The sequence below is a fragment of the Pseudoalteromonas sp. SCSIO 43210 genome (genome assembly GCF_054133285.1).
In genome coordinates, this window is record NZ_CP087225.1 from 2,514,778 (window position 1) to 2,538,084 (window position 23,307).

At 39.8% G+C, this 23,307-nt stretch carries 17 protein-coding genes; 14 read left to right on the forward strand and 3 right to left on the reverse strand.

What is annotated here, in order from left to right:
* Nucleotides 1–12 precede the first annotated feature (12 nt).
* Genes LOS73_RS10800 through LOS73_RS10810 form a run of 3 tightly spaced genes read left to right on the forward strand, consistent with a single transcriptional unit; the run spans nucleotide 13 to nucleotide 3,001 of the window.
* Entirely contained in the window at nucleotides 13–339 is a 327-nt protein-coding gene (locus tag LOS73_RS10800) for a PilZ domain-containing protein (RefSeq protein ID WP_007375260.1), read from the forward strand.
* An 18-nt stretch (nucleotides 340–357) separates the two neighbouring features.
* The gene (locus LOS73_RS10805) at nucleotides 358–1,137 is read left to right on the forward strand and encodes a TatD family hydrolase (RefSeq protein WP_457933621.1); all 780 of its coding nucleotides are present in this window, start codon (nucleotides 358–360) and stop codon (nucleotides 1,135–1,137) included.
* Nucleotides 1,138–1,141: 4 nt separating this feature from the next.
* Nucleotides 1,142–3,001 (forward strand): alkaline phosphatase D family protein, encoded by a 1,860-nt coding sequence (locus LOS73_RS10810; protein WP_457933622.1) that lies wholly within the window; start codon nucleotides 1,142–1,144, stop codon nucleotides 2,999–3,001.
* Nucleotides 3,002–3,221: 220 nt separating this feature from the next.
* Here the strand turns inward: LOS73_RS10810 and rsmF are convergent, their stop codons facing one another.
* A complete protein-coding gene (gene rsmF / locus LOS73_RS10815) occupies nucleotides 3,222–4,673 on the reverse strand; it encodes a 16S rRNA (cytosine(1407)-C(5))-methyltransferase RsmF (RefSeq protein ID WP_457934959.1) in 1,452 nt (483 codons plus the stop codon).
* Between the two features lie 265 nt (nucleotides 4,674–4,938).
* Between rsmF and LOS73_RS10820 the strand changes: the two genes are divergently transcribed.
* The 8 genes from LOS73_RS10820 (at nucleotide 4,939) to LOS73_RS10855 (ending at nucleotide 18,584) form a co-directional block, all read left to right on the forward strand.
* Complete coding sequence (locus LOS73_RS10820; RefSeq protein WP_457933623.1) at nucleotides 4,939–5,631, forward strand: GntR family transcriptional regulator; 693 nt, start codon at nucleotides 4,939–4,941, stop codon at nucleotides 5,629–5,631.
* A 97-nt stretch (nucleotides 5,632–5,728) separates the two neighbouring features.
* Nucleotides 5,729–6,607 carry a methylisocitrate lyase gene (gene prpB / locus LOS73_RS10825; RefSeq protein ID WP_002962361.1) on the forward strand — a complete coding sequence of 293 codons (879 nt, stop codon included), beginning with the start codon at nucleotides 5,729–5,731 and terminating at the stop codon, nucleotides 6,605–6,607.
* Nucleotides 6,608–6,649: 42 nt separating this feature from the next.
* Complete coding sequence (gene prpC, locus LOS73_RS10830) at nucleotides 6,650–7,774, forward strand: bifunctional 2-methylcitrate synthase/citrate synthase (RefSeq protein WP_033030623.1); 1,125 nt, start codon at nucleotides 6,650–6,652, stop codon at nucleotides 7,772–7,774.
* A 125-nt stretch (nucleotides 7,775–7,899) separates the two neighbouring features.
* A complete protein-coding gene (gene acnD / locus LOS73_RS10835; RefSeq protein ID WP_007375254.1) occupies nucleotides 7,900–10,509 on the forward strand; it encodes a Fe/S-dependent 2-methylisocitrate dehydratase AcnD in 2,610 nt (869 codons plus the stop codon).
* Between the two features lie 11 nt (nucleotides 10,510–10,520).
* Nucleotides 10,521–11,687: a 2-methylaconitate cis-trans isomerase PrpF gene (prpF, locus tag LOS73_RS10840; RefSeq protein WP_007375253.1), complete on the forward strand. Its 1,167-nt coding sequence runs from the start codon at nucleotides 10,521–10,523 to the stop codon at nucleotides 11,685–11,687.
* Nucleotides 11,688–12,514: 827 nt separating this feature from the next.
* Entirely contained in the window at nucleotides 12,515–15,538 is a 3,024-nt protein-coding gene (locus tag LOS73_RS10845) for a hypothetical protein (RefSeq protein WP_149606350.1), read from the forward strand.
* Between the two features lie 64 nt (nucleotides 15,539–15,602).
* Nucleotides 15,603–16,694 carry a hypothetical protein gene (locus LOS73_RS10850; RefSeq protein ID WP_457933624.1) on the forward strand — a complete coding sequence of 364 codons (1,092 nt, stop codon included), beginning with the start codon at nucleotides 15,603–15,605 and terminating at the stop codon, nucleotides 16,692–16,694.
* Between the two features lie 9 nt (nucleotides 16,695–16,703).
* Entirely contained in the window at nucleotides 16,704–18,584 is a 1,881-nt protein-coding gene (locus tag LOS73_RS10855) for a hypothetical protein (protein WP_033030626.1), read from the forward strand.
* Nucleotides 18,585–18,651: 67 nt separating this feature from the next.
* Here the strand turns inward: LOS73_RS10855 and moeA are convergent, their stop codons facing one another.
* Nucleotides 18,652–19,869: a molybdopterin molybdotransferase MoeA gene (moeA, locus tag LOS73_RS10860; RefSeq protein WP_033030627.1), complete on the reverse strand. Its 1,218-nt coding sequence runs from the start codon at nucleotides 19,867–19,869 to the stop codon at nucleotides 18,652–18,654.
* A gap of 96 nt (nucleotides 19,870–19,965) precedes the next feature.
* On the opposite strand from moeA, the gene modA reads away from it, so the two are divergent.
* Genes modA through LOS73_RS10875 form a run of 3 tightly spaced genes read left to right on the forward strand, consistent with a single transcriptional unit; the run spans nucleotide 19,966 to nucleotide 22,361 of the window.
* Complete coding sequence (gene modA / locus LOS73_RS10865) at nucleotides 19,966–20,667, forward strand: molybdate ABC transporter substrate-binding protein (RefSeq protein WP_033030628.1); 702 nt, start codon at nucleotides 19,966–19,968, stop codon at nucleotides 20,665–20,667.
* Nucleotides 20,654–21,331 (forward strand): molybdate ABC transporter permease subunit, encoded by a 678-nt coding sequence (gene modB, locus LOS73_RS10870; RefSeq protein WP_002959821.1) that lies wholly within the window; start codon nucleotides 20,654–20,656, stop codon nucleotides 21,329–21,331. The genes modA and modB overlap by 14 nt, the downstream gene beginning before the upstream one ends.
* Nucleotide 21,332: 1 nt before the next feature.
* Entirely contained in the window at nucleotides 21,333–22,361 is a 1,029-nt protein-coding gene (locus tag LOS73_RS10875; protein WP_033030630.1) for an ATP-binding cassette domain-containing protein, read from the forward strand.
* Here LOS73_RS10875 and moeB read toward each other — a convergent pair whose 3' ends face one another.
* Entirely contained in the window at nucleotides 22,362–23,120 is a 759-nt protein-coding gene (moeB, locus tag LOS73_RS10880; RefSeq protein ID WP_033030675.1) for a molybdopterin-synthase adenylyltransferase MoeB, read from the reverse strand. It lies immediately after the preceding gene.
* Nucleotides 23,121–23,307: the final 187 nt, after the last annotated feature.

Here is a 23,307-nt window from a genome sequence, read left to right on the forward strand (position 1 = left end):
AAAGGATTAAACATGCAAGAGCTATTAGTTGATATAGATGATCTAGATGAATTATATCGTTGTTATATGCCTTATTTAAAAAAAGGTGGCTTATTTGTACCCACTAATATGCGTTACGAAGTAGGGCACTCATTGGCACTTAGAGTTACCTTGCCTGATGCACTAGAAGATGATGTAGTGACGGGTAAAGTGTCGTGGATCACCCCACAAGGTGCACAAAGCTCTAACCCACCAGGGATAGGTATTACTTTCTTAGATGATAAAACAAACCTTAATTCCAAGATCGAAAAACTACTGGGGACTATGTTAAACTCCGGTAATCCGACTTACACCATGTAGTAAAAAACAGGCCCAATTTTGATTGTAGATTCGCATTGCCATTTAGACCGTCTTGATTTTGATAAACTTGATTTAAACCTTGACCAAGTGCTTGATAAAGCACGTGCTAAAAAGGTTGAGCATTTTTTATGTGTAAGTGTAACACTTGATCAGTTCCCGAGTATGCTTGATAAAATTCAGCATTACGACGATGTATCAGCTTCTTGTGGCGTACATCCACTTGATCAAAAAGACGCACTTAACAAGCAGCAGTTAATTGACCTAGCATCGCACGACAAAGTAGTCGCTATTGGCGAAACAGGCCTTGATTATTATTATTCAAAAGATACACATGCAGTACAGCAAGCCAGTTTTGTTGGGCATATTGAAGTAGCTAACGAATTACAAAAGCCGTTAATTATTCATACTCGCGATGCACGTGTCGACACCATAAATTTAATGCGTGAACATAAAGCGGAAAATTGCGGTGGCGTATTGCATTGTTTTACTGAAGACTGGGATATGGCTAAAAAAGCCATAGACATGGGCTTTTATATTTCGATTTCCGGCATTGTTACCTTTAAAAATGCTTTAGAACTAAAAGAAGTCGTAAAACAAATCCCACTTGATCGCTTATTAATAGAAACCGACTCGCCTTATTTAGCACCTGTCCCGTATCGTGGGCAAACAAACCAGCCAGCGTACGTAGAAGATGTAGCTTATTACATTAGCGAACTTAAAGGCATTAGCTTTAATGAACTTGCTAAAGCGACTACCGAAAACTTTTATTCTTTATTTAAATTAGCAGCTAAAGGCTAAATACATGATTACTAACACGGCAAACCTTCCTATTTTACTAATGGGGCCAATGGTGCGCCGTGCAGAGCAAACTGGAGTCTGTATTCAGTTTGCTACCAGCAAGTCTGCAAACTGCCAAATAAACTTATTAAATGTTGAGTGTTATAGTGATCAACACACTGTTTCTTTAGGGGAACATTTGTATCTGCATTTCGTCATTATAAAGCCAATAGACAACAAACTCCCTCTAGATAGCTTATTAAACTATGAGCTTGTAATTGACGATACAGTAATCGATTTATCGCCTTGGTGCTATAGCAGTCAAACAACGCCTGCATTTGTAATCCCCGATAAACTCAGTGATATTTTGCATGGCTCGTGCCGTAATGCACATCATCCAGCAAAAGATAGCTTAGTGTCTGCAAGTCACTGGCAAAATACCCAGCGTGCCAACAATAACGAAGGTGCACAACTATTTTTGCTCAGTGGCGATCAGGTTTACGCCGATGACGTAGCAGGCCCCATGTTATTAGCTATTCATCAGTTAGTTAAGCAACTCGGTATTTATAAAGAGCAACCACTTGCCATTGAGTTACCGGACGATATAAAAGAGCAACTTTATAATCGTCATTTGTATTTACCAAAAACGCCTTGGCAAAAACGTTCAAAATTAGGTATAGGTTACTGGCTAAAAAAAGACGAACCTCACTTTTCAAGTGTAAAAGCCTACAATCACCTTATCCATTTTGAAGAATACATAGCGCTTTATTTATTAAATTTTAGTGCTGCTGCTTGGCAATGCGTTGATATACAAAATACAACGTATTCAGGTCAAAACAAGCAAAACAAAACTATTTTTGACGCTGAAAAAACAGCACTGATTGATTATGCAAAAGGCTTAAGTGAAGTAGAGCGGTTGTTTGCCAATGTATCGACATTAATGATGTTTGACGATCACGATGTAACCGATGATTGGAACCTCACCGCTGGGTGGGAGCAAGCTATAAATGAAAATCCAAGTAGTAAACGAATCATTAATAACGGGTTAATTAGTTATTGGCTTTTCCAAGGAATGGGGAACGATGCACTAAATAAAACAGGCGAGTTACTAACACCTTTTAAGCAAAGCCGTACTGCTAATAATTTATGGCAGTTTAAAGCATTTGATAAACCACTAAATGATTTTAGTTTTTGGCATTACGAGTTAACTACAACCCCAAAAGTAGTGGTGCTAGATACACGTACGCACCGTTGGCGAAATGAGCAAAATTTTAACGAGCCTTCAGGTCTACTTGATTGGGAACGCCTAACAGAGCTTGAAGAAAGCCTATTAAGCCACGATCAGGTTATTATTGTATCGCCAGCCCCCGTATTTGGTGTTAAATCAATAGAAGCTATTCAAGCCATGTTTAATATTTGCGGGCAACCGCTTATGGTTGATGTAGAGAACTGGATGGCACACGAAGGATCGGCTAAAAAACTACTCGATACGTTTAGGCGAACTGATACACCAAACGAAACGCTTATTTTATCGGGAGACGTGCACTATTCATTTTGCTTTTCAGTGCAAAAACGTTTTGGTAATCACCCCAACCGAATTTGGCAACTTACCGCCAGTGGTATTAAAAACGAATTTCCACGTAAATTAATAAACGTACTCGATAAACTAGATTCAATTTTATATGGACCAAAAAGCCCACTTAACTTTTTTACTAAACGTTGGCATATGGAAGTAGATAAACACCAAACTAAGGGCGAAGGGCAAAAGTATTTAGTAAGTGACTCTGCGATTAGTTTAATAACACTCGAACAAGGCAATTTAGCGCGTTATCAATTGATTCATGGCTCTGGGGAATTAACCGAATTTGATTTAGTTGAAAATTAAAAAATGCCCAGAGTAATTAGGAAAACTCTGGGCTTTAGAATGACTCTCTGTTGAGTCTTGCGTTAACTAAAAAAACTTTCTAGATTCTTAGGGAGAAGAAGAAAGTACTTAAAAGTGTAGTTAAGTAATAATAAAAGGCATAACTAAATTTTGCATTTAGTTATATTTAATAACAAATGCTTAGATTTTTTATGTGCAGTTTAAAATGGTTATCCATTTTTTATACCCAGCTTATTAACTGCGTATTTTGCACGAGATCTCGCGGCAGTGAGTTTTTAATCTTATTTTTTTGCCATTTTCCCAGCCCAATAGGGCACCCACACAGTGTTAAAACTACTTCACCAATTGTTTGAGTTGCCTCAGTTAAGCGTATATCTTTACCTTGAAAATAATCATTTGCTTGCTCGTTATTTAACGCGTAAATATTAGTTTTGCATTCATTGCCAAATACGGTTGCAAACTCATGGGTTAGCCTTACGCCATTTTTATGAATAATGCCAATTTGAATACCTAAGCGTGCGTACTTAATTTTATTTTGCAGGGCTTCAAACCCTTGTGGAAATAACCACAGCTCTTTGTCGCGCTGCATTAAGTTGCCAGGAAGATTAGTTAACTCAAAGTGTTTTTTAAGCGACTGCATAAACGCGGCACTTTGCTTTTTATCAAACTCATTAAACGGAAACGCGCCTTTTTTAACAGTTTGATTTGGATTATTACAACTTGTTTGCTTTTTAAATTTTGCAATAAAAAAGCCTTCGCTATCGAATGTTTGCGGCCAAACATGCAAATAGCCCTCATTAGTTGTGGCTTCGCTTGCACCTTCAAATAAATCACTTAGGGATTGTGGCTCTATATAGTCGCCAAATTCACTGAGTAAATAATCGCATACTTGCTGGTTTTCGAGCGGAGTAAGTGTACAGGTTGAATACACTAACGTGCCACCTGGCTTTAATGCGTAAAATGCGCTTTTAATTAAGTCTTTTTGTACTTGGGCTATTTGTATGTTTGATTCTATTGACCAATTTTTTAGTGCGTCGGCGTCTTTACGCACAGTACCTTCGCCAGAGCATGGCGCGTCTAGCAATATGCTATCAAAGCATTCAAACATGTAGTTGCCAAATATAACGCCATCAAAGTGCGAGAGCGCACAGTTACCAACCCCCATGCGTTTTAAGGTGGCGCTAAGTACCTTTAAACGAGATGACGAAAGCTCATTTGCAACAAGCACGCCTTGGTTATCCATAAGTGCTGCAAGTTGTGATGTTTTAGAACCCGGTGCTGATGCCATATCAAGCACGGTGTTATTTTGCGAGTTAGCGAGTTTAATACTTTGTTTTAAGGCAATAGGCGGCAGCATTGAACTTGCTTCTTGTACGTACATCGCACCGCTTAGATGTAAGTCAGTATTACCAAGAGCGAGGTTTTGCTCTTCATCGCTTGGGCGTTCTAACCAAAAGCCTTCACTGCACCAAGGGATGGGGGTTAGCAGCCAATTTTTTTCAGTTGCACGTTCTACAAATTCTTCAATGCTAATTTTTAATGTATTAACGCGGATAGATTTTCTGAGTGGCCTGCGACACGCATTTAAAAAGTCATCTAAGTTTAGATGCGCTGGTAAATAGGTTTTTACGTCATCAATAAAGTGCTCAGGAATAAAAGTGTTGGCGTTCACGCGTTGGCTCATACTATAAAAATAAAGCGCGATAATAGCATTTATATAATGCATTTTCAGCGCTTAAAGACGTAACATCTGATTTATTGCCCTGTCGACACTTCATTGTTTTAGTCCATTTTAAAACCATTTTTATGCGACTTTAGGTTAATAGTGTCGACAATGGGCGTGTTTTTTAGCCATTTTGATAGGTTTAAGGGTTGACATGATTTTTTAATAAGCTCATAGTAATCACACTAATTGTCGACAATCTAAAAAATAACTTATGACACACACACTTTTAAACGAAGCGCCTATAACTACCGCATCAGATCAAGTATTTGTAGATATGCGCCGTGAGATTGTTGAAGGCAGTATAGTCCAAGGCAGTAAAATATCAGAGCCTGAACTTGCAAAGCGTTATGGTGTAAGCCGTGCAACGCTTAGAGAGGCGTTAAATCGCTTAGAGAGTTGCTACCTTGTTGAGCGTAAAGCTAACGTAGGTTGCCGAGTAGTTGCCCTTACCGCTGAGCGTTTGATTGAAGTTTATCAAGTTCGCAGCTCACTTGAAGGCTTGGCATGTAGGCTGGCTGCCGACAATATGGAACCCGAAGAGATAAAAGGCTTAAAGCAATTACTTAATCAGCATTTGCAAACACAACGTGTTAAAGAGGGCGAGTCTTACTATCAAGAAGCCGGCGATTTAGATTTTCATTACCGTATTATTCAAGGCAGTAAAAACGCGCATTTAATTCATTTACTGTGTAATGAGCTCTATCAATTAATACGCATGTACCGTGTACAAATGGGCATGGTGGGGCCGCGTGTATCAAAAGCGTTTGATGAGCATTTAGCTATTATTAACGCGATTGAAAACCACGACGGCGAACTGGCCGAAATGCTTATGAAGCGCCACATAAGCGCATCGCAAGCAAATATTCAAACCAAATTCGACTTATTAGCTAAGCAAAAAGCATAAGCTGCTAAAAGCTAGCAAGAGCAGTTAAACAGTCATAATTACAGATTAAAACTATAAGTTACTCCACGTAGCAACCGTTCAAAGTGAGGAGAAAGTAATGTCAGCAGGATTAAAATTTAAACACGCTATTGCCAATAACCGCCCGTTACAAGTGGTAGGTACTATTAACGCCTACACAGCGATGATGGCTGAAAAAATGGGTCACCAAGCTATTTACCTCTCAGGTGCCGGTGTTGCAAACGCCTCGTTTGGTATGCCAGATTTAGGTATGACAAGCCTTGATAACGTGCTTGAAGATATTCGTCGTATTACAGGTGCTAGCGACTTACCACTACTTGTTGATGCCGATACCGGTTGGGGTGGGGCATTTAATATTGCGCGCACAGTAAAAGAAATGACTAAAGCCGGTGCGGCGGGTTTTCATATTGAAGACCAAGTAGCGCAAAAGCGCTGTGGTCATCGTCCCAATAAAGAAATTGTAAGCCAAGGTGAAATGGTTGACCGCATTAAAGCGGCGGTTGATGCAAAAACCGATAGCGATTTTTATATTATGGCGCGTACCGATGCATTTCAAAAAGAAGGTTTAAACGCCGCGATAGACCGTGCAGCTGCTTGTGTTGAAGCCGGTGCTGACGCTATTTTTGCAGAAGCCGTACACGACCTTGCTGATTACCAAGCGTTTGCAAAAGCGATTAACGTTCCAATTTTGGCAAACATTACTGAGTTTGGCCAAACACCTATTTACACAAAAGAGCAGTTAAGTGATGTAGGTGTTGAAATGGTGCTTTACCCACTAAGTGCATTTAGAGCCATGAACAAAGCAGCACTAAACGTGTATTCAGCAATTTTAAATGAAGGTTCGCAACAAAGCCAAATTGAAAATATGCAAACGCGTTCTGAGCTTTACGACTTTTTAGATTACCACACGTACGAGAACACACTCGACACACTTTTTTCATCAAAATCTGACAAATAATAATTATTAAAATCACACACAAATTTAAGATAGGAGAAAATCATGGTAGATAAAGCATTAGGCGGCGCGGGTTTACGCGGACAAGTGGCTGGTCAAACAGCATTGTGTACTGTTGGACAAAGTGGTTCTGGTTTAACGTATTGTGGTTATGATATTAGTGAACTTGCCGAAAAAGCGCAGTTTGAAGAAGTGTCTTTTTTACTTTCACGTGGTGAGTTACCAACCACAAGCGAATTGGCAGAATATAAAGCAAAACTAAAAAGTTTACGCGGCTTACCTGATGCGCTTAAAACCGTGCTTGAAAATATTCCTAATGACGCGCACCCAATGGATGTAATGCGCACGGGTTGCTCAATGTTGGGTAACCTTGAAATGGAGCTTGATTTTAGCCAAGCTAATGATGCAATCGACCGTATGGTTGCTGTGTTCCCAAGTATTATTTGTTACTGGTACCGCTTTACACACGATGGCGTACGCATTGAAACACAAACAGATGACGACTCTGTTGGCGCACATTTTTTAACACTGTTACATGACAAAGCACCCAGTGAATTGTTTGCACAGGTAATGAATGTATCACTAATTTTGTACGCAGAGCACGAGTTTAACGCCTCTACCTTTACAGGGCGTGTGTGTGCATCAACGCTTTCTGATATTCATTCTTGCGTAACTGGTGCGATTGGTACGCTGCGTGGTCCATTACATGGTGGTGCTAACGAAGCGGCAATGGATATGACTCAAGGTTTTACAAGCGCTGAACATGCTGAGAAAGAAATTATGGGCATGCTTGAACGTAAAGACAAAATAATGGGCTTTGGTCACGCGATTTATCGCGAATCGGATCCGCGTAACGTAATTATTAAAAAGTGGTCTGAAAAACTAGCAGCAGAGGTAGGCGATACCGTGCTTTACCCTGTGTCTGTTCGTTGTGAAGAGATTATGTGGCGCGAGAAAAAACTGTTTTGTAATGCTGATTTTTTCCATGCATCTGCTTATCACTTTATGGATATTCCAACTAAATTATTTACGCCAATATTTGTAATGAGCCGTGTTACTGGTTGGACTGCCCATGTAAAAGAGCAACGTGCTAACAACCGTATTATTCGCCCAAGTGCCGATTACACAGGGCCCGATGCACGTAGTTACACACCAATAGAGTCACGTTAAAAAATGGGTGAGCACGCATGTGCTCACTTTTTTATTGCACATAGCCACTAGCGAGCAGTTTTTCTCAACTTTTCATTAAACACGCTAGCTGTGAGCAAACACCGTCATCAATTAGCGAATTTATTATGACCATAATTAATAATACCCAATACCGTAAACCTCTACCGGGCTCAAATGTCGACTATTACGATACGCAAGAAGCCGTAGATGCAATTAAGCCAGGTGCATACGCCACACTACCTTATACATCGCGTGTATTTGCCGAAAACCTAGTACGCCGATGCGACCCTGCCATGTTAACCGATGCACTTAATCAGCTGATTGAGCGCAAACAAGATTTAGATTTTCCGTGGTATCCGGCGCGTGTAGTGTGCCACGATATTTTAGGCCAAACAGCACTTGTTGATTTAGCTGGGCTTCGTGATGCAATTGCAGCAAAAGGCGGCGATCCGGCTAAAGTGAATCCGGTAGTACCTACGCAGTTAATAGTGGATCATTCACTAGCGGTAGAGCATGCCGGTTTTGATCCTGACGCATTTGAAAAAAACCGCGCTATTGAAGACAGACGAAATGATGACCGTTTTCATTTTATAAACTGGACTAAAACTGCGTTTAAAAATATTGACGTTATTCCACCGGGTAACGGCATTATGCATCAAATTAATCTTGAAAAAATGTCGCCGGTTATTCAAAACCGAGATGGCATTGCATTTCCAGATACACTAGTAGGTACCGACAGCCACACGCCTCATGTTGATGCGCTGGGTGTTATTGCGGTGGGTGTAGGCGGGCTTGAAGCTGAAAGCGTAATGCTGGGCCGCGCTTCTTATATTCGCTTACCTGATATTGTTGGTGTTGAGCTAACAGGTAAGCGCCAACCAGGTATTACCGCTACCGATATTGTGTTGGCCATTACTGAATTTTTACGTGAGCAACGTGTTGTTTCTACTTATTTAGAGTTTTACGGTGAAGGTGCCGACGCGCTTACACTTGGCGACAGAGCAACCATTTCGAACATGACGCCTGAATTTGGCGCAACTGCAGCCATGTTTTATATTGATGATAAAACAATAGATTACTTGCGTTTAACAGGTCGCGAAGAAGAACAAATTGCCCTTGTAGAAAACTACGCAAAAACAGCAGGCCTTTGGAGCGATAGCTTAAAAACCGCAAAATATGAGCGTGTGCTTACGTTTGATTTATCAAGCGTGGGGCGCAATATTGCAGGTCCATCTAATCCACACCGCCGAGTATCAACAAGCGATTTAGCTAAAGAAGGTATTTCGGGTATTGTTGAAAATGAAGAGGGCTTAATGCCAGACGGCGCGTGTATTATTGCTGCTATTACTAGCTGTACTAATACGAGTAATCCACGCAATGTAATAGCTGCAGCACTCCTTGCCCGTAACGCAAATGCTAAGGGTTTAATGCGCAAACCTTGGGTTAAAACTTCATTAGCACCGGGCTCAAAAGCAGTGCAATCATACCTTGAAGATGCAAACTTACTAACAGAGCTTGAGCAACTTGGCTTTGGCATTGTTGGTTTTGCGTGTACTACCTGTAATGGTATGAGCGGGGCGCTTGACCCTGTTATTCAAAAAGAAGTGATCGATCGCGATTTATACACTACCGCGGTGCTTTCGGGTAATCGCAACTTTGATGGGCGTATTCACCCTTATGCTAAGCAAGCATTTTTAGCGTCACCTCCTTTGGTTGTTGCGTACGCCATTGCTGGTACTATTCGCTTTGATATTGAAAAAGGAATACTTGGGCAAGATCAACAAGGTAACGATATTACACTTAAAGATTTATGGCCATCTGACGAAGAGATTGATGCAGTTATTAAGCAAAGCGTTAAGCCTGAGCAATTTAGAAAAGTATACGAGCCAATGTTTAATTTAACCGTAGATTACGGTGAAGATAACGACCCACTTTACGATTGGCGCCCAGAAAGCACCTACATTCGTCGCCCTCCTTATTGGGAAGGTGCACTTGCGGGTGAGCGCACAATGACCGGTATGCGTGCGCTTGCAGTTCTTGGCGATAACATTACAACGGATCATTTATCGCCATCAAACGCAATTATGGCAAGCAGCGCTGCTGGCGAATACCTGACCAAAATGAACGTCCCAGAGGAAGACTATAACTCGTACGCAACGCACCGGGGCGATCATTTAACAGCGCAGCGTGCAACCTTTGCCAATCCAAAGCTGCTAAACGAAATGGTACTTGACGAAAACGGCGACGTTAAACAAGGTTCTTACGCACGCTTAGAGCCACAAGGTACTAATACCCGTATGTGGGAAGCAATCGAAGCTTACATGGAGCGTAAACAACCGCTTATTATCGTAGCCGGTGCCGATTACGGTCAAGGTTCATCGCGCGATTGGGCTGCAAAAGGCGTAAGACTTGCAGGCGTTGAAGTAATAGCAGCTGAGGGCTTTGAGCGTATTCACCGTACTAACTTAATTGGTATGGGGGTTTTACCGCTTGAGTTTAAAGCAGGCACAACGCGTAAAACTCTAAAGCTGGATGGCAGTGAAACGTACAATGTAACGGGTGATTTAAAACCAGGCGCCACCGTTAATTTAAGCATTACCCGTAAAGACAGTGAAGTGCTTACTGTGCCTATGAAGTGCCGTATCGACACCCAAGAAGAGCTTTCTATTTACGCAGCTGGTGGTGTATTACAGCGCTTTGCTCAAGACTTTTTAGAAGCAACACAATCTGCATAAGGGCAAGCATTATGTTTAAACCGCAAATTAAAGTGCCTGCAACCTATATGCGTGGCGGCACCAGTAAAGGTGTATTTTTTAATTTAACTGATTTGCCAAAGCCTGCTCAAGTAGCAGGCGAGGCGCGCGATAATTTATTACTGCGTGTTATTGGCAGCCCCGATCCGTATGCTAAGCAAACGGATGGCATGGGCGGTGCTACATCAAGTACCAGTAAAACCGTCATTTTAAGTAAAAGTGAGCAAGCCGAACACGATGTTGATTACTTGTTTGGTCAAGTGGCTATAGATAAACCTTTTGTAGATTGGAGTGGTAACTGTGGCAACTTAACGTCAGCAGTCGGTGCTTTTGCCATTAGTAATGGTTTAGTCGATAGAAGCAGAGTACCTAATAACGGTGTTGCTATCGTGCGGGTGTGGCAGGCTAATATTAAAAAAAGCATATTAGTGCATGTCCCTATGACAAATGGCGAAGTGCAAGAAATCGGTGACTTTGAACTCGATGGTGTTACTTTTGCTTCAGCTGAAGTAAAACTTGAATTTATGGACCCCGCTGATGGCGATGGCGCGTTATTTCCAACAGGTAACGTAGTTGATGACTTAGAGGTTCCAGGTGTTGGTACTTTAAAAGCAACCATGATAAATGCAGGTATTCCTACTGTATTTATTAAAGCCACTGATATTGGTTATACCGGCACAGAGCTGCAAGACGATATAAATAACGATGTTGCAGCGCTTGAAAAGCTTGAAACCATTCGTGCTTATGGCGCTGTTAAAATGGGCTTAATCACTAACATTAGTGAAGCGCAAGTTCGCCAACATACGCCAAAGGTTGCGTTTGTTGCATCACCTTTAGATTACAAAGCGTCTAGCGGAAAGCTTATTGAAGCTGCAAATATCAATTTATTAGTGCGCGCTATGTCGATGGGTAAACTGCACCATGCCATGATGGGCACAGCGGCTGTTGCTATTGGCACGGCCGCAGCAATCGAAGGCACACTCGTAAATATAGCCGCTGGTGGCGGCGCATTGAGTGAAGTTAACTTTGGTCATCCGTCGGGCACGCTAAAAGTAGGTGCTGAAGCTAAAAATACTGCAGGTAATTGGCTAGTTACCAAAGCAAGTATGAGCCGCAGTGCACGAGTATTAATGGAAGGGGTTGTAAGGGTTCCTTATTAAAATAAAGTCCCTCTTGTGATTATGCAGTGGGGTTTTCTATGTAGTAATTATTTCAATATCTGGGTCTATTTATCTTCGAGGTTGAATTTGCAGCTGTATGTTTGGTTTTTAGGCAAGGCAACGCCTATGGTGTTATTTACTATAAATAGGCGATAACGCAGCATAGATGTCAAACATGCATTGCCCTTGGGTTCGTGTTGGGGACTATTTGCTCGGTTATTACTTAACCTTAACTCTGGTTAAGAGACTTACTAACATATTGAATCATGATGATATTAAACTTATTTTCTCTAGCCAGCTATTTTCAACGCAGTTAGCGAGCCCACTAGATTACAAACCTCGCATCGCGATTAAATTGCCTTAGGTAATAAAAAGAAAAACCAAATATATGGCTCAATGCTTAGCGATTGAAAAAATTTGAATGTTGTCATAGTCATATTTTTTTAGTTAATTTTCATTCCAGTTCAGTAAAAAAACCGCTTTTTTCTTCGATTCATCGCATTTACTTGAAGAATAATATTAACAAACTAAATTAAATGTAATATTCAATTCACAAAATGGATATACTATATTTTAGCGTCCTGAGTTTTTATGATTTTTAATTAGATTACTGAGGGTCATAAAGAAATAGTATGTAGATAAAATCAAAATACATTTAATAAAATGTATAAATATGTAGCAAAAATATATGGCTTAATGGTATTTTTAGAATTCTAGTAACAAAGGTTAGTATTGCGTGTTCGTTTATTATTTTTGTAAACTTGAACAATGCAAATTGTGACTAAACTAATTTCTGATACTCATTTCAAGCTATCAAGGAGAAATAAATGTCGAAGCGTATGATCAAATTTACACCAATTGCAGCATCAGTTGCACTTACATTGGGCTTAACAGCTTGTGGTTCTGATAACGATAGGAATGTATACGTACCTCCTGTTGAATCTTTTAGCTCATCAGATGATGCTCAATTTAATGTTGAAGTAACTGGTAAAGCTGTTAAAGGCGCAATGATGAACGCGGTAGTAAGCGTTTCTACATTAGATGCAACTGGTCAAAGTGTACCTGTTGCATTTAGATTAGAAGCCTCTTCTGAAGCTGAATCTTTCTCTGGAGAAGGTTTATCGCAAGATGCAGCCGATGCTGATTTAGAAGCAAACAAAATTGCAGGTAACCCTGATGATGTTCTAACAAATGAAAGCGGACGCTACAGCATTTTCTTAGAAGATAACTTTACTGGACCAGTTTACATCACAGTTAAAACGTCAGAAGAAGGCGATGAGAGCTTTTTAAGATGTGATGCTTACTTAGGTTGTGGTTCTTACGCAACAGCCCCAGAAGTTGATGATGTAAATGATGGCGATACTGCAATTGAATTTGGTGAATGGTACAAAACTGATCTAGAACTTTCAGTAATCAAATTTGTCCCAGCAATTACAGCTGATACGTCAGGTGCAAGTGGAGCTCAAGGCGATCCAGGTGTATCTCGTTCTTTAACAGCTAATGCAACATTGTTTACGACTATCGGTTCTCAGTTAATTATTACAGCTGGAGGAGAGGTTGGTCCTCCTACTATTGCTGAAGTAAGTTTACGCAGTTTTTTCCAATTAATGGGACCTGATAGCACACTTCAAATACCAGAGTTACTTGCTGACCCTTCAATTGGTGGTGCAGTTGATTTAAGTGATGTAGACGGTGAAGAAGAGTTAAGCGAAGGTATTTTAGCAATTTCTCAAATAGCGTCATCTATTCAAGGTTTAGACTCTATCAGCGATGTGCTAAGTAAATTAAAAACAGGCATTAAAGATGGTAAGTTAAGCGGTAGTGATGATGCTGAAATTGCAGCGTTAGCGGCTAAACTTCAACAAGCAGTAACAAACACATCTAACATTTTTTTAGCCATTGCTACTGGTGATGATGATGCTATTGAAGCTGCAATTATAAATGCATTCAATGTTGTTAATCCAAATGCAACAGATGCTGAAAAAGATGCATTTATTTTACAAGCGGCTGGCATTGCTGCTAAAGCAAAAGCAGCAAAAAATAAAGCTATTAAAAATGGCGCAGCAACTGACGCTAGTTTAGCTCTTATTGCTAAAAAAGTTAAAAAAGCATTAGAAAAGTTAGGTTGTACAGATAACTGTGAAGCTGATGACAATTTTTATGCTCAATTAGCTGTTTCTGTTACAGCAGAGGTTACAGCATCAGAAGCTGAACTTGTTACTTTACAAGCTTTAGTCGTGACAGCTGAGACTAACTTAGCAGATGCTCAATCTCTAGGTGGAGAAACGGTTACTGATGCAGCAAGTGCTGTCGCATTTGCAAGTGCAGTAGCTACACTTGTTAATGAAGCTGAAACTGCCGATTTAGCAAATAAAGTAAATAAATTATTTATTAAGTCTCAAGGTCTTGTTTCAGCAGCAACATTACTTGTTGACCAAAATAATACATACCAACAAATTCTTGATAATGCAGAAGATCTACTATCTGATGCAAATACAGAAGTTGACAAAGTAAGTGCGTTTGACGCAGCGCTTGCTGAATTAGTTATTGCTGTTGATGCGGCTGTTACAGAGTTTGATGTTGAAGTAACGGCGGCTAAAGCTATTGCTATTGATGCAGCAGATGTTGCAGATGCGAAGCAAACCCTATCAATGACAGCAGAAGCTGCTTCTACTTCAGCGCTTGCTGATGCACAAAACGCGACGATCGATACCGCTGTTAATGCAGCGGCTGCTTTAGAGCTTGCAACAGCAGCAGTCTCTGCCGCATCTGAATTTGCTACAACTGTAGATGCATTGGAAATTGCTATAGCGCAAGCTAAAGCAGCTGCACAAGCATATTTAGATGTTGCTGTAACAGATGAAGATAAAGACGCAGCACAAACATTAGTTGATGATGCTGATGCAATGGTTAAAGTTGCTACTGATAAAGCTGAATTAGCAGCAGAGCAGTTTACAGCTGCGTTAGCGCTTCAAGTTGCTGCAGAAGAAGCGCTTCCTAAACTAACTGTACTAGCTTCTGTTAAAGCTACGTCAGAGTCATTAGCGACTATGACAGTGCTAACGAGTACTGGTGGTGATGCTATTATTGATGCTGCTGAAATTGTAGCTGATGTAATCGATGAAGTTTCTGGTATGGGTGATTCTGCATCGGGTACATCTACACGTTTCCCTAACTGGGCTTACAATTACAGCTTAGATGATCTTACACTTATGCTTAGCAATGCTACTACAGGTGAAATGATTAACGCAGCGGCTTCTTATGAAGGTGATAAGCTAGTTGTTGCTTGGGGTGCTACGCTGGTAGGCGAAAATGATGCATCTATTAAGCTTGTAACTGCTGATACGCAAGTAGCAGCATTGACAGATTGTGTTGAATTTGCAGCAGGTACAATTGATGCTACTCAAATCGATTCATGTTTAGTATTTACTTTTGATGGCGCGGTGACGGCTGATAATGTAGATGATGCAGAAATCATAATGACTGAAACGACTAACCATATTGAAATTATGGATGGCGATTCTGGCTTTAACGGCGTGTTAAGCATTACAGCTGATGAAGAAACAGATTCAAGTTCTATTTCATTAGAAGGTGTATCTGGTGATGTAGACTTTAAAGTAATGAGCTCTGACAGTACCTTAGATATTACTGTGAATGATGCTATGGGTTACACATTGTCTATTACTGATGGCGAAAGTGCGGATTACATAGGTAGCGTTATGGCTATGTACAATGAGGCTATGATGTCTTTTGGTACAGTAACCGAGATTACTAATGGTATTTCAATAACCTATATCGATGGTGACGTGGTTGATTACACTGATGTTGATTTAATTGATTCATCTAAGTAATATTTAAACTATAAAAGGGAAAAGCCTAGCGCTTTTCCCTTTTTTTATAGAAAGCGATTAAATTATGAAAAAAAAAATTCTCTTGTTAGGATTTTCAACAGCTCTTATTTCTCCATTTGTTTCCGCAGATAACCAATTTCAAGTATTTACACATTTTGACGCAGAGATTTACACCGAAGCACAGCCAGTACAAGCTTTTGTCGATGATTTCGATGCACCACTAAAATCGGGAGACAGTGCATTTACTTACAATATATTTGAAGTCGGTGTGGGTTTCGGGAATTTTAAGGTTGGTTTACAAAGTCGCTATGATTACGTGCTTAATTTTGATCCAGATACGGCCAAATACACTCACACTGAAAAAAATGATTTAGAGTTTGAGGATCGTTTTTATACATATAATTTAGATGCAAAACAAGCGACTTCAAATGGTGTTTTTGTATCTTACGATTTTAAGTTTTTAGATAAAAATTCATTAACAATTACACCTAAATTATCCGTTTTTTCGAGTACGCATTTTCAAGATGCTACTGTAAATGGCGAAATTTATAGCGATGAAGTTGAAGGTGCTGTAACTGTTGATTACAATTTTTCAAAAGATATTTTATTTAAAAAATTCACACCAGACCAGAAACCTGAAGGCCTAGGCTATAGCCTAGATATTTTTGCTGATTGGCAAGTAAATGATGAACTACAACTTGGTTTTAGTGTAAAAGATTTACTCTATAAAACAGATTACGACGATAGTGGCTTTGTTAAAGGCCAAACTACAGAAGTTCCATTTAGTGAAAATGACAACGGCGACATTACTACCCAGCCAACAGTATCATTAAAAACGTCTGCATTTGGAAATACCGAATCGCATGATTTTGAGATGGAAATGCGACTACAAGCATTTGCCGATTACAGAATAAACGAGCGTTTTTCAACCCAACTAACTTTAAAACGTTACGATAAAGACACGTTTAGCCAATTAAAAGGCCGCATTCACTTTTGGGATCATTGGAAAGTACAAGCAGGCTACGAAACAAAAAGTGAAGCGTTTTTGGTTGGTATAGAAAGTGAATATTTTGGTCTTAATTTACAAACAGATAGCTTAGATTTAGATAAAGCCTATTATGCGAATGTGAATTGGTACGTGAACATTAAGTTTTAAGGAATGAAGATGTTAAAACAAATTATACCTTTAGGGGTCGCTATTGCATTGGTAGGTTGTGGTTCTTCATCAGACAGTGACAGTTCAGAATCTGTTGCAGTGAGTGAAGCTTCAACATCTTCTTCTGTAAATTTTTATGTATCTAATTGGCAATCACCACAGGGAACGCTTAATGTTTTAGATAGTGATGGGGTGGTGAAAGAATCAATTGAAGTCGAAAACATCAATACTGCGAGTATAAATGTAACTCCACTTACTTTTAATAGCTTTGAGTTTATACCTAGTGATACAACGCTACCTTGCCCACGCTTTACCGGTTGCGGCAGAACAGTTCGTGGTGATGCAAATGACTTAAACGCGAACCGTTTAATCGACTATCAAGAATTAACAGCCGTTACTCTTAATTACAAAGCAGCTGCTTTTAGTGCTCCTGGTGTAAATACGGTTTATTTATCGCCATTGAGTAAAGCAATTACTGACGAAGGTTTTGGTGCTACACAGGCTAGTTTATCAGCCACGCCTTTTTATCATTTAACGCACAGTAATTTAAATGCAAGTGTTGAAGCAGAAATGGTTACTAACGCATTTACTTACGCGGCAATTTTAGCTGGTGTTGCTGATAGTACGTTTAGCGTTGTAAGTGCTTTTAATGCATTTACTAACTTGGAGACTGACCAGCAAGCGTGGCAAGATTACAGCGATTTAGCAGTGCAGTATGTTACAGATAACTTATTTAGCGACCAAGGTAATGCTTTGCTGAAAAATGTCGCTGGTCAAGTTAAGCAAACCATTGCGAGCGTAACTACATTCACAAATTGGCAGGCTCGTTCAGCAGAAGTACAAAGCTTAGATTCAAGAGAGTTACTTGTTGATACGCGAAATATAATAGGTGTTGCAAGACTTCAAGAAAAAGCTTACTCAGATGAATTAGACGCAAAATTTACTGAGCTTGAAGGTGCATTTGATGAAGACACACAAAGAACTCTTAGTGCGCTTACTAATGCTTTAAATGAAGTTATTACAAACTATTCTCCACTTGCAGAAGGCTCTACGCCAGCAGGACAATATAAGCTTCGTGATTTGGATATCATTTATAGCCAATCACCTTATACATGGGCTATTACTGGCACATATGATGATTTACCTATAGCAATTGATTTATCAATCCCAACATTTAGGGTAAGTGGTGTACTGGGAGATAAAATTGAAGGTGTAATGAGTGCAACTGTCACAAATGGCGCTACGGTATTAAGTGTTGATGTGAGTGAGCTGGTTATTCAATTTGATGGTATAGATGCTCAAAGTGAATTAAACCCAGAAGCTGATACAGGTATAGCGCAGATCACGACCAATGTAATTATCAATAAAACAGCGGGTAAACTAGAAGGTGACTTATCATTAAACTTAAATCGTTTTGTTAATTCACTAGGTGAGGAGTCAACTACGTTATCTACCTTTGATTTTAATGGTAATTACGTAAGCGGCATTCAAAACACTGCATTTCATATCACAGCAGTAGAGGCTTCGCCTTTTATTGGCGAAGACAATGATGATTTAGCCTTTACTTTTGAGTTAGATTTTCCATTAAGTGGAGCAAGCGACTTTAAATTTGCATACGTAGGTGATGTTGAAAATTTATCTGAACTTACTTCTACAGATATATTTGTTAGTGTAAAAAATAGCGCGCTAGATTTACGTATTCGTGATGTTAGTGGCAATATTAACCTCATTGCGAAAGGCGAAAATGGCCGTTGGTTAGATGTAAAACAAAAGGGCCGTAATTACAGTGGCGGTTTATATTTTGGTGATACTAAAATAGCTGACGTTACTGCCGTTCGTGGCATCCCCGGGGTTTTATTTTCAAATGGCGATTTTGAATCGTTGTTCTAATTAATTGACTTAAATATTAGACATAAAAGCCCAACATTAGTTGGTTTTTTATGTCTATATTAAGTATTTATAACAACTCAATACTTACCGTTGCACCTTTTTCGATATTGCCGCTTTGTGCTGGCACTACAATTAAGCAGTTAGCTTTACTAAGCGACGAAAGTACACCCGAGCCCTGTTTATTAAACGGGGCAACCACCAAGTCACCTTGCTCGTTAGTTGTTGCAGTACCGCGTTGAAAGTCGGCTCTTCCTGGGCGCTTTTTAATAACGGATGTAGTAATAGCGTTAAAACGCATTTTAGGATTTACGTCACCAAGACCCGACAGCTTTTGCAGTGCAGGCTCTACTAACTGATTAAATGTAACAGCAGCCGACACAGGGTTACCTGGCAAGCCAAAAAAGTAACTGTTACTTAATTTACCAAAGGCAAAAGGTTTGCCTGGTTTCATGGCTATTTTCCAAAAGTGAATATTGCCAATTTCGTTGAGCACTTCTTTTGTAAAGTCGGCTTCACCAACGGATACACCGCCTGAGCTTATTACGGCATCGGCAAGTTCGTTCGCTTTTAAAAATGCATTAGTGATGAGTTCTTTGTCATCAGGGATAATTCCTAAATCAAGCACGTCTATATTTTTTTGTTGCAGCGCACTAATAATAACAGCGCGGTTGCTCTCAAAAATAGCGCCTTGCTCAAGAGGCTGACCAGGTTCTATTAGCTCATCGCCTGTAGAAAGCACGGCTATTTTTAAGTTTCTTACTACGTCTATATTGGCAATTCCTAAAGATGCAAGTAACCCCACATCAACGGCTTTTAGTTTATCGCCTGCTTTTAAAATAACGTCGTCGATTGCTATATCTTCGCCAGCAAAACGCACGTTTTCGTTTAGTTTTGGTTGCGCGGTAAACGTAATTTTATCACCATCAACCGAGGCATTTTCTTGCATTACAACGCCGTTAGCGCCTGGTGCAATGGCGGCGCCGGTCATTATTCTTACGCATTGGCCTGGGGTAAGCGTTTCTTCAAAAACTTGACCTGCAAACACACTACCTACTTGTGTGTAGGTTAAGCTTTTATCTGAAATACACAGCGCATAGCCATCCATTGCTGAGTTGTTATGAGCGGGTACGTTTATAGTTGACTTAACATCGCTTGCTAAAACGCGATCAACGCTTTGCATTATAGAAATAGTTTCAACGTCTTTAACAGGCGTTATTGTGCCAAGTATATTCTGTATTGCAGTTTCAATTGGCAATAAACCGGGTGCATTGCAAACATCGTTCATATATATTGCTTACTTAAATCATTTTATTTTGAAACAATACTTATAATGTCAAAGCTTTACAATACATGGTTGGGTTATTTTTTGTGTGTGATATGCATGTTTTCGTGCAGCGTAAACGCAAAAGAAACGCTGCAAGTAGCCGTGGCGAGTAATTTTAAAACGGTATTGCAAACCCTACTAAAAAAATCTCCATTACCAAATATTGACGTGAAAATATCAGCAGCTTCTAGCGGTGTTTTATATTCGCAAATAGTGCATGGCGCGCCATTTGATGTGTTTTTATCGGCTGACGATTTTCGACCGAAATCACTTATTAAAGAAGGCTATGCCGAGCAAAGCAGTTTAATCACTTACGCGTTAGGTGAGCTTGCTTTGTGGCAACCCAAAGCTGAAAAAGTAAATGATAAAGTAGCCATTGCTAATCCGCGTTTTTCACCCTACGGGCGTGCCTCAGAGCACTACGCTAGTAACCATTTTAAAAAACCAATAAATTATGTGTACGGGAATAACATTACGCATGCGTTTCAGTTTGTGCAAAGCGGTAATGTAGGAGTAGGGCTGGTGGCTGTTTCATCGCTAAAGGCGGCTTACAGTAACACGCAAGATCAAAAATATTTAGAGTACACCGTGCTGCCTACCAATCAATATCCCGATATAATTCAACAAGGCGTTATTATTAGCTCGACTAAAAAGCATGCTAGCGCTAAGCAACTTATGCAATTTTTAATGGCAGAAGCTACGCAGCAGCAGTTAATTGAATTAGGTTACAGAATAAAGGACAACAATGCTTCAAAGTGATTTAACCGCGCTGTGGTTAACTATAAAACTTGCCTTTATAACCGCAGTACTCCTTCTTGTTTTTTGTATTCCACTGGCATACAAGCTCGCTGGCTATAACGGTAAATTTAAACCATTTTTAGAGGCATTAATTGCAATGCCTTTAGTGCTACCGCCTACATTATTAGGGTTTTACTTACTTGTTTTATTTTCGCCTGATCACGCTTTTGGGCAGTTTTGGTTTTGGCTAACGGGTACGCAGCTTGCGTTTAGTTTTCAGGGCGTGGTTATCGGCTCGCTTTTTTATTCACTGCCTTTTGTAATGCAGCCGCTTGTGGCTGGGTTTAAACATATTAATCAAACCTATAACGAAGCTGCCATTGCGCTTGGGTTGAGCCCGTTTAAACGCTTTGTGCATTTAATCATTCCGCTTTTAAAACCCAGTATTGGTAGCGCGTTTGCTTTAGGTTTTGCGCATACATTGGGTGAATTTGGTTTGGTATTAATGATTGGCGGTAATATTCAGGGGCAAACACAGGTGGTGTCTATTGCGCTTTATGACCATGTTGAATCGTTAAATTATACGGCGGCGCATCAGCTTTCACTTATTTTACTGGCTATTTCGTTTGCCTGTTTAGTGCTGTTATTTAAGTTTAATAAAAGCATTGTAGGGGTTAAGCAATAAAATGATTAAGTTAAGCCTTTTTAAAGCACTCAATAATTTTGATTTAGATATAAACCTTGAGCTTGAGTCGTTTAATGTGTTGGGTGTCTACGGGCCTTCAGGCTCAGGTAAGTCAACATTACTGCGTTGTATTAGTGGTTTAGAGCCTGCAAAAAGTGTTCATATTAATAATCAGCCAGTGCATGAGTTGCCAAGTGATAAACGCGGTATAACGCTTCAGTTGCAATCGTGTCCGTTGTTTCCTCATTTAGATGTGGCAGGTAATTTAGCGTTTACACAAAAACACTGCGGAAATAAGCAAACCAGCTTAACGCTTCAATACGTTGTTAAAACACTTGAATTACAAGATTTACTAAATCGTGATGTACAAAGCTTATCGGGTGGCGAGCGCCAGCGTGTAGTATTTGCGCGCACTTTGCTTGCCGGTCAAAAATTTATAATGCTCGATGAGCCTTTTAGTGCGCTTGATTGGTCATTGCGTTTTAAAACGCTCACTAAACTCAATGAGTTAGCCGTTAAGTTTAATATTAAATTTATAATAGTAAGTCACTCATTAAAAGAGCTGCTATTTTGCTGCGATACCCTTATTCAGCTTGATAAAGGTAAGGTGATAAACCAAGGTGCAAGTGCGCACGTTGCAAAAGCTATTTACGCAAACGACAGGCAAACACCGCTGAGCTTAATTAATTACGATGTGGTTAAATTTGATGAAGACTACGGGCTATATCAACTGCAATTACAGCAAAGTGAGCAACCGCTTTTTGTGCTTCCTGCACTTGTAGATAGCAGTAATAAGCTAATTATAGAAAGTGAGCAAATGTCGCTTAGTGCGTTAAAGCCTGAGCAAACAACGCATAGCAATGTTTTAAAGTCGGTATTAACTCAGGCTGAGCTTATTAATAATAAGTGGCAGTTAACGCTCAATGTAGATGGGCAAACATTGTATTGTTTGGCATCAAGACGAGTGTGGGACAAAAACGACTTTAAAGTGGGCGATGTGCTTTATACAACAATCAGTAATCTAGAATAACTAAATGCTGCACACTGCACATTGACTGCTTTTAGCTATTTTAAAACGATTAAATTCCATGCTTAAACCATCCACCAGCAGTAAGTGCTCGCTTAAACCACTTGGCAAACCAGCAAGCATTTTTAGCGCTTCAGTAGCCTGAATACTGCCTATTAGCCCCACAATAGGAGAAAGCACACCAGATTCGGAGCAACTTTGTGTTTGTTCACTAAAAAATTGCGATAAACAACCATAACAATGGCTGTTTTCATCCATAGTAAAACACGCGACTTGTCCTTCCATACGTATTGCAGAGCCAGACACTAGCGGAACTTTAGCTTTAAAACAGGCGTTATTAAGTGCATTACGCGTTGCTAGGTTATCTGAACAATCAATCACTATATCAATGTTATTAAATAATTGTTTTGTAGAGGTATTTACATCAAAAAATGCCTCAATGGTGTTTATATCTATTTCACTATTAAGTGCGTTAAGCTGTTTTTTTGCAGCACTGCATTTTGAGCTACCAATATCGCTTTCTTTATACAGTATTTGCCTTTGTAGGTTGGTTACGTCTATTTCATCGTTATCAACTAAGGTAAGCGTGCCAACGCCAGATGCCGCTAAATATTGACTTACCGCACATCCAAGCCCACCCACACCAACAATTAAAGCATGCGATTGCCATAGCTTCTCTTGTCCGTCTATATCAAGCTGCGGCAGCATAATGTGCCGAGAATAGCGTAGTTGCTGTTGGTACGTTAACGGTGCTTTTTGCATTTTTAAACATCTCATACTTTTTTTGAACAATACCAATTTGTTAAATCCTAGAGCAAGCAGTAACGCTTTTTATTTGCACTGTAACAGCCCATACCCCCTCACTCATATAGTGCAACTATAACGCATTAAAATAATAAATGCATATAACCAACTGAAATATATGGTTTTTAATTAGTGGCTCAGTAAT

What these genes read in the sequence shown, in the direction of transcription:
- LOS73_RS10800 (WP_007375260.1), top strand. Translation starts at nt 13, where the DNA reads ATGCAAGAGCTATTAGTTGATATAGATGATCTAGATGAATTATATCGT.
- LOS73_RS10810 (WP_457933622.1), top strand. Translation starts at nt 1,142, where the DNA reads ATGATTACTAACACGGCAAACCTTCCTATTTTACTAATGGGGCCAATG.
- LOS73_RS10820 (WP_457933623.1), top strand. Translation starts at nt 4,939, where the DNA reads ATGACACACACACTTTTAAACGAAGCGCCTATAACTACCGCATCAGAT.
- prpB (WP_002962361.1), top strand. Translation starts at nt 5,729, where the DNA reads ATGTCAGCAGGATTAAAATTTAAACACGCTATTGCCAATAACCGCCCG.
- prpC (WP_033030623.1), top strand. Translation starts at nt 6,650, where the DNA reads ATGGTAGATAAAGCATTAGGCGGCGCGGGTTTACGCGGACAAGTGGCT.
- acnD (WP_007375254.1), top strand. Translation starts at nt 7,900, where the DNA reads ATGACCATAATTAATAATACCCAATACCGTAAACCTCTACCGGGCTCA.
- prpF (WP_007375253.1), top strand. Translation starts at nt 10,521, where the DNA reads ATGTTTAAACCGCAAATTAAAGTGCCTGCAACCTATATGCGTGGCGGC.
- LOS73_RS10845 (WP_149606350.1), top strand. Translation starts at nt 12,515, where the DNA reads ATGTCGAAGCGTATGATCAAATTTACACCAATTGCAGCATCAGTTGCA.
- LOS73_RS10850 (WP_457933624.1), top strand. Translation starts at nt 15,603, where the DNA reads ATGAAAAAAAAAATTCTCTTGTTAGGATTTTCAACAGCTCTTATTTCT.
- LOS73_RS10855 (WP_033030626.1), top strand. Translation starts at nt 16,704, where the DNA reads ATGTTAAAACAAATTATACCTTTAGGGGTCGCTATTGCATTGGTAGGT.
- moeA (WP_033030627.1), bottom strand. Translation starts at nt 19,869, where the DNA reads ATGAACGATGTTTGCAATGCACCCGGTTTATTGCCAATTGAAACTGCA.
- modA (WP_033030628.1), top strand. Translation starts at nt 19,966, where the DNA reads ATGTTTTCGTGCAGCGTAAACGCAAAAGAAACGCTGCAAGTAGCCGTG.
- modB (WP_002959821.1), top strand. Translation starts at nt 20,654, where the DNA reads ATGCTTCAAAGTGATTTAACCGCGCTGTGGTTAACTATAAAACTTGCC.
- LOS73_RS10875 (WP_033030630.1), top strand. Translation starts at nt 21,333, where the DNA reads ATGATTAAGTTAAGCCTTTTTAAAGCACTCAATAATTTTGATTTAGAT.
- moeB (WP_033030675.1), bottom strand. Translation starts at nt 23,120, where the DNA reads ATGCAAAAAGCACCGTTAACGTACCAACAGCAACTACGCTATTCTCGG.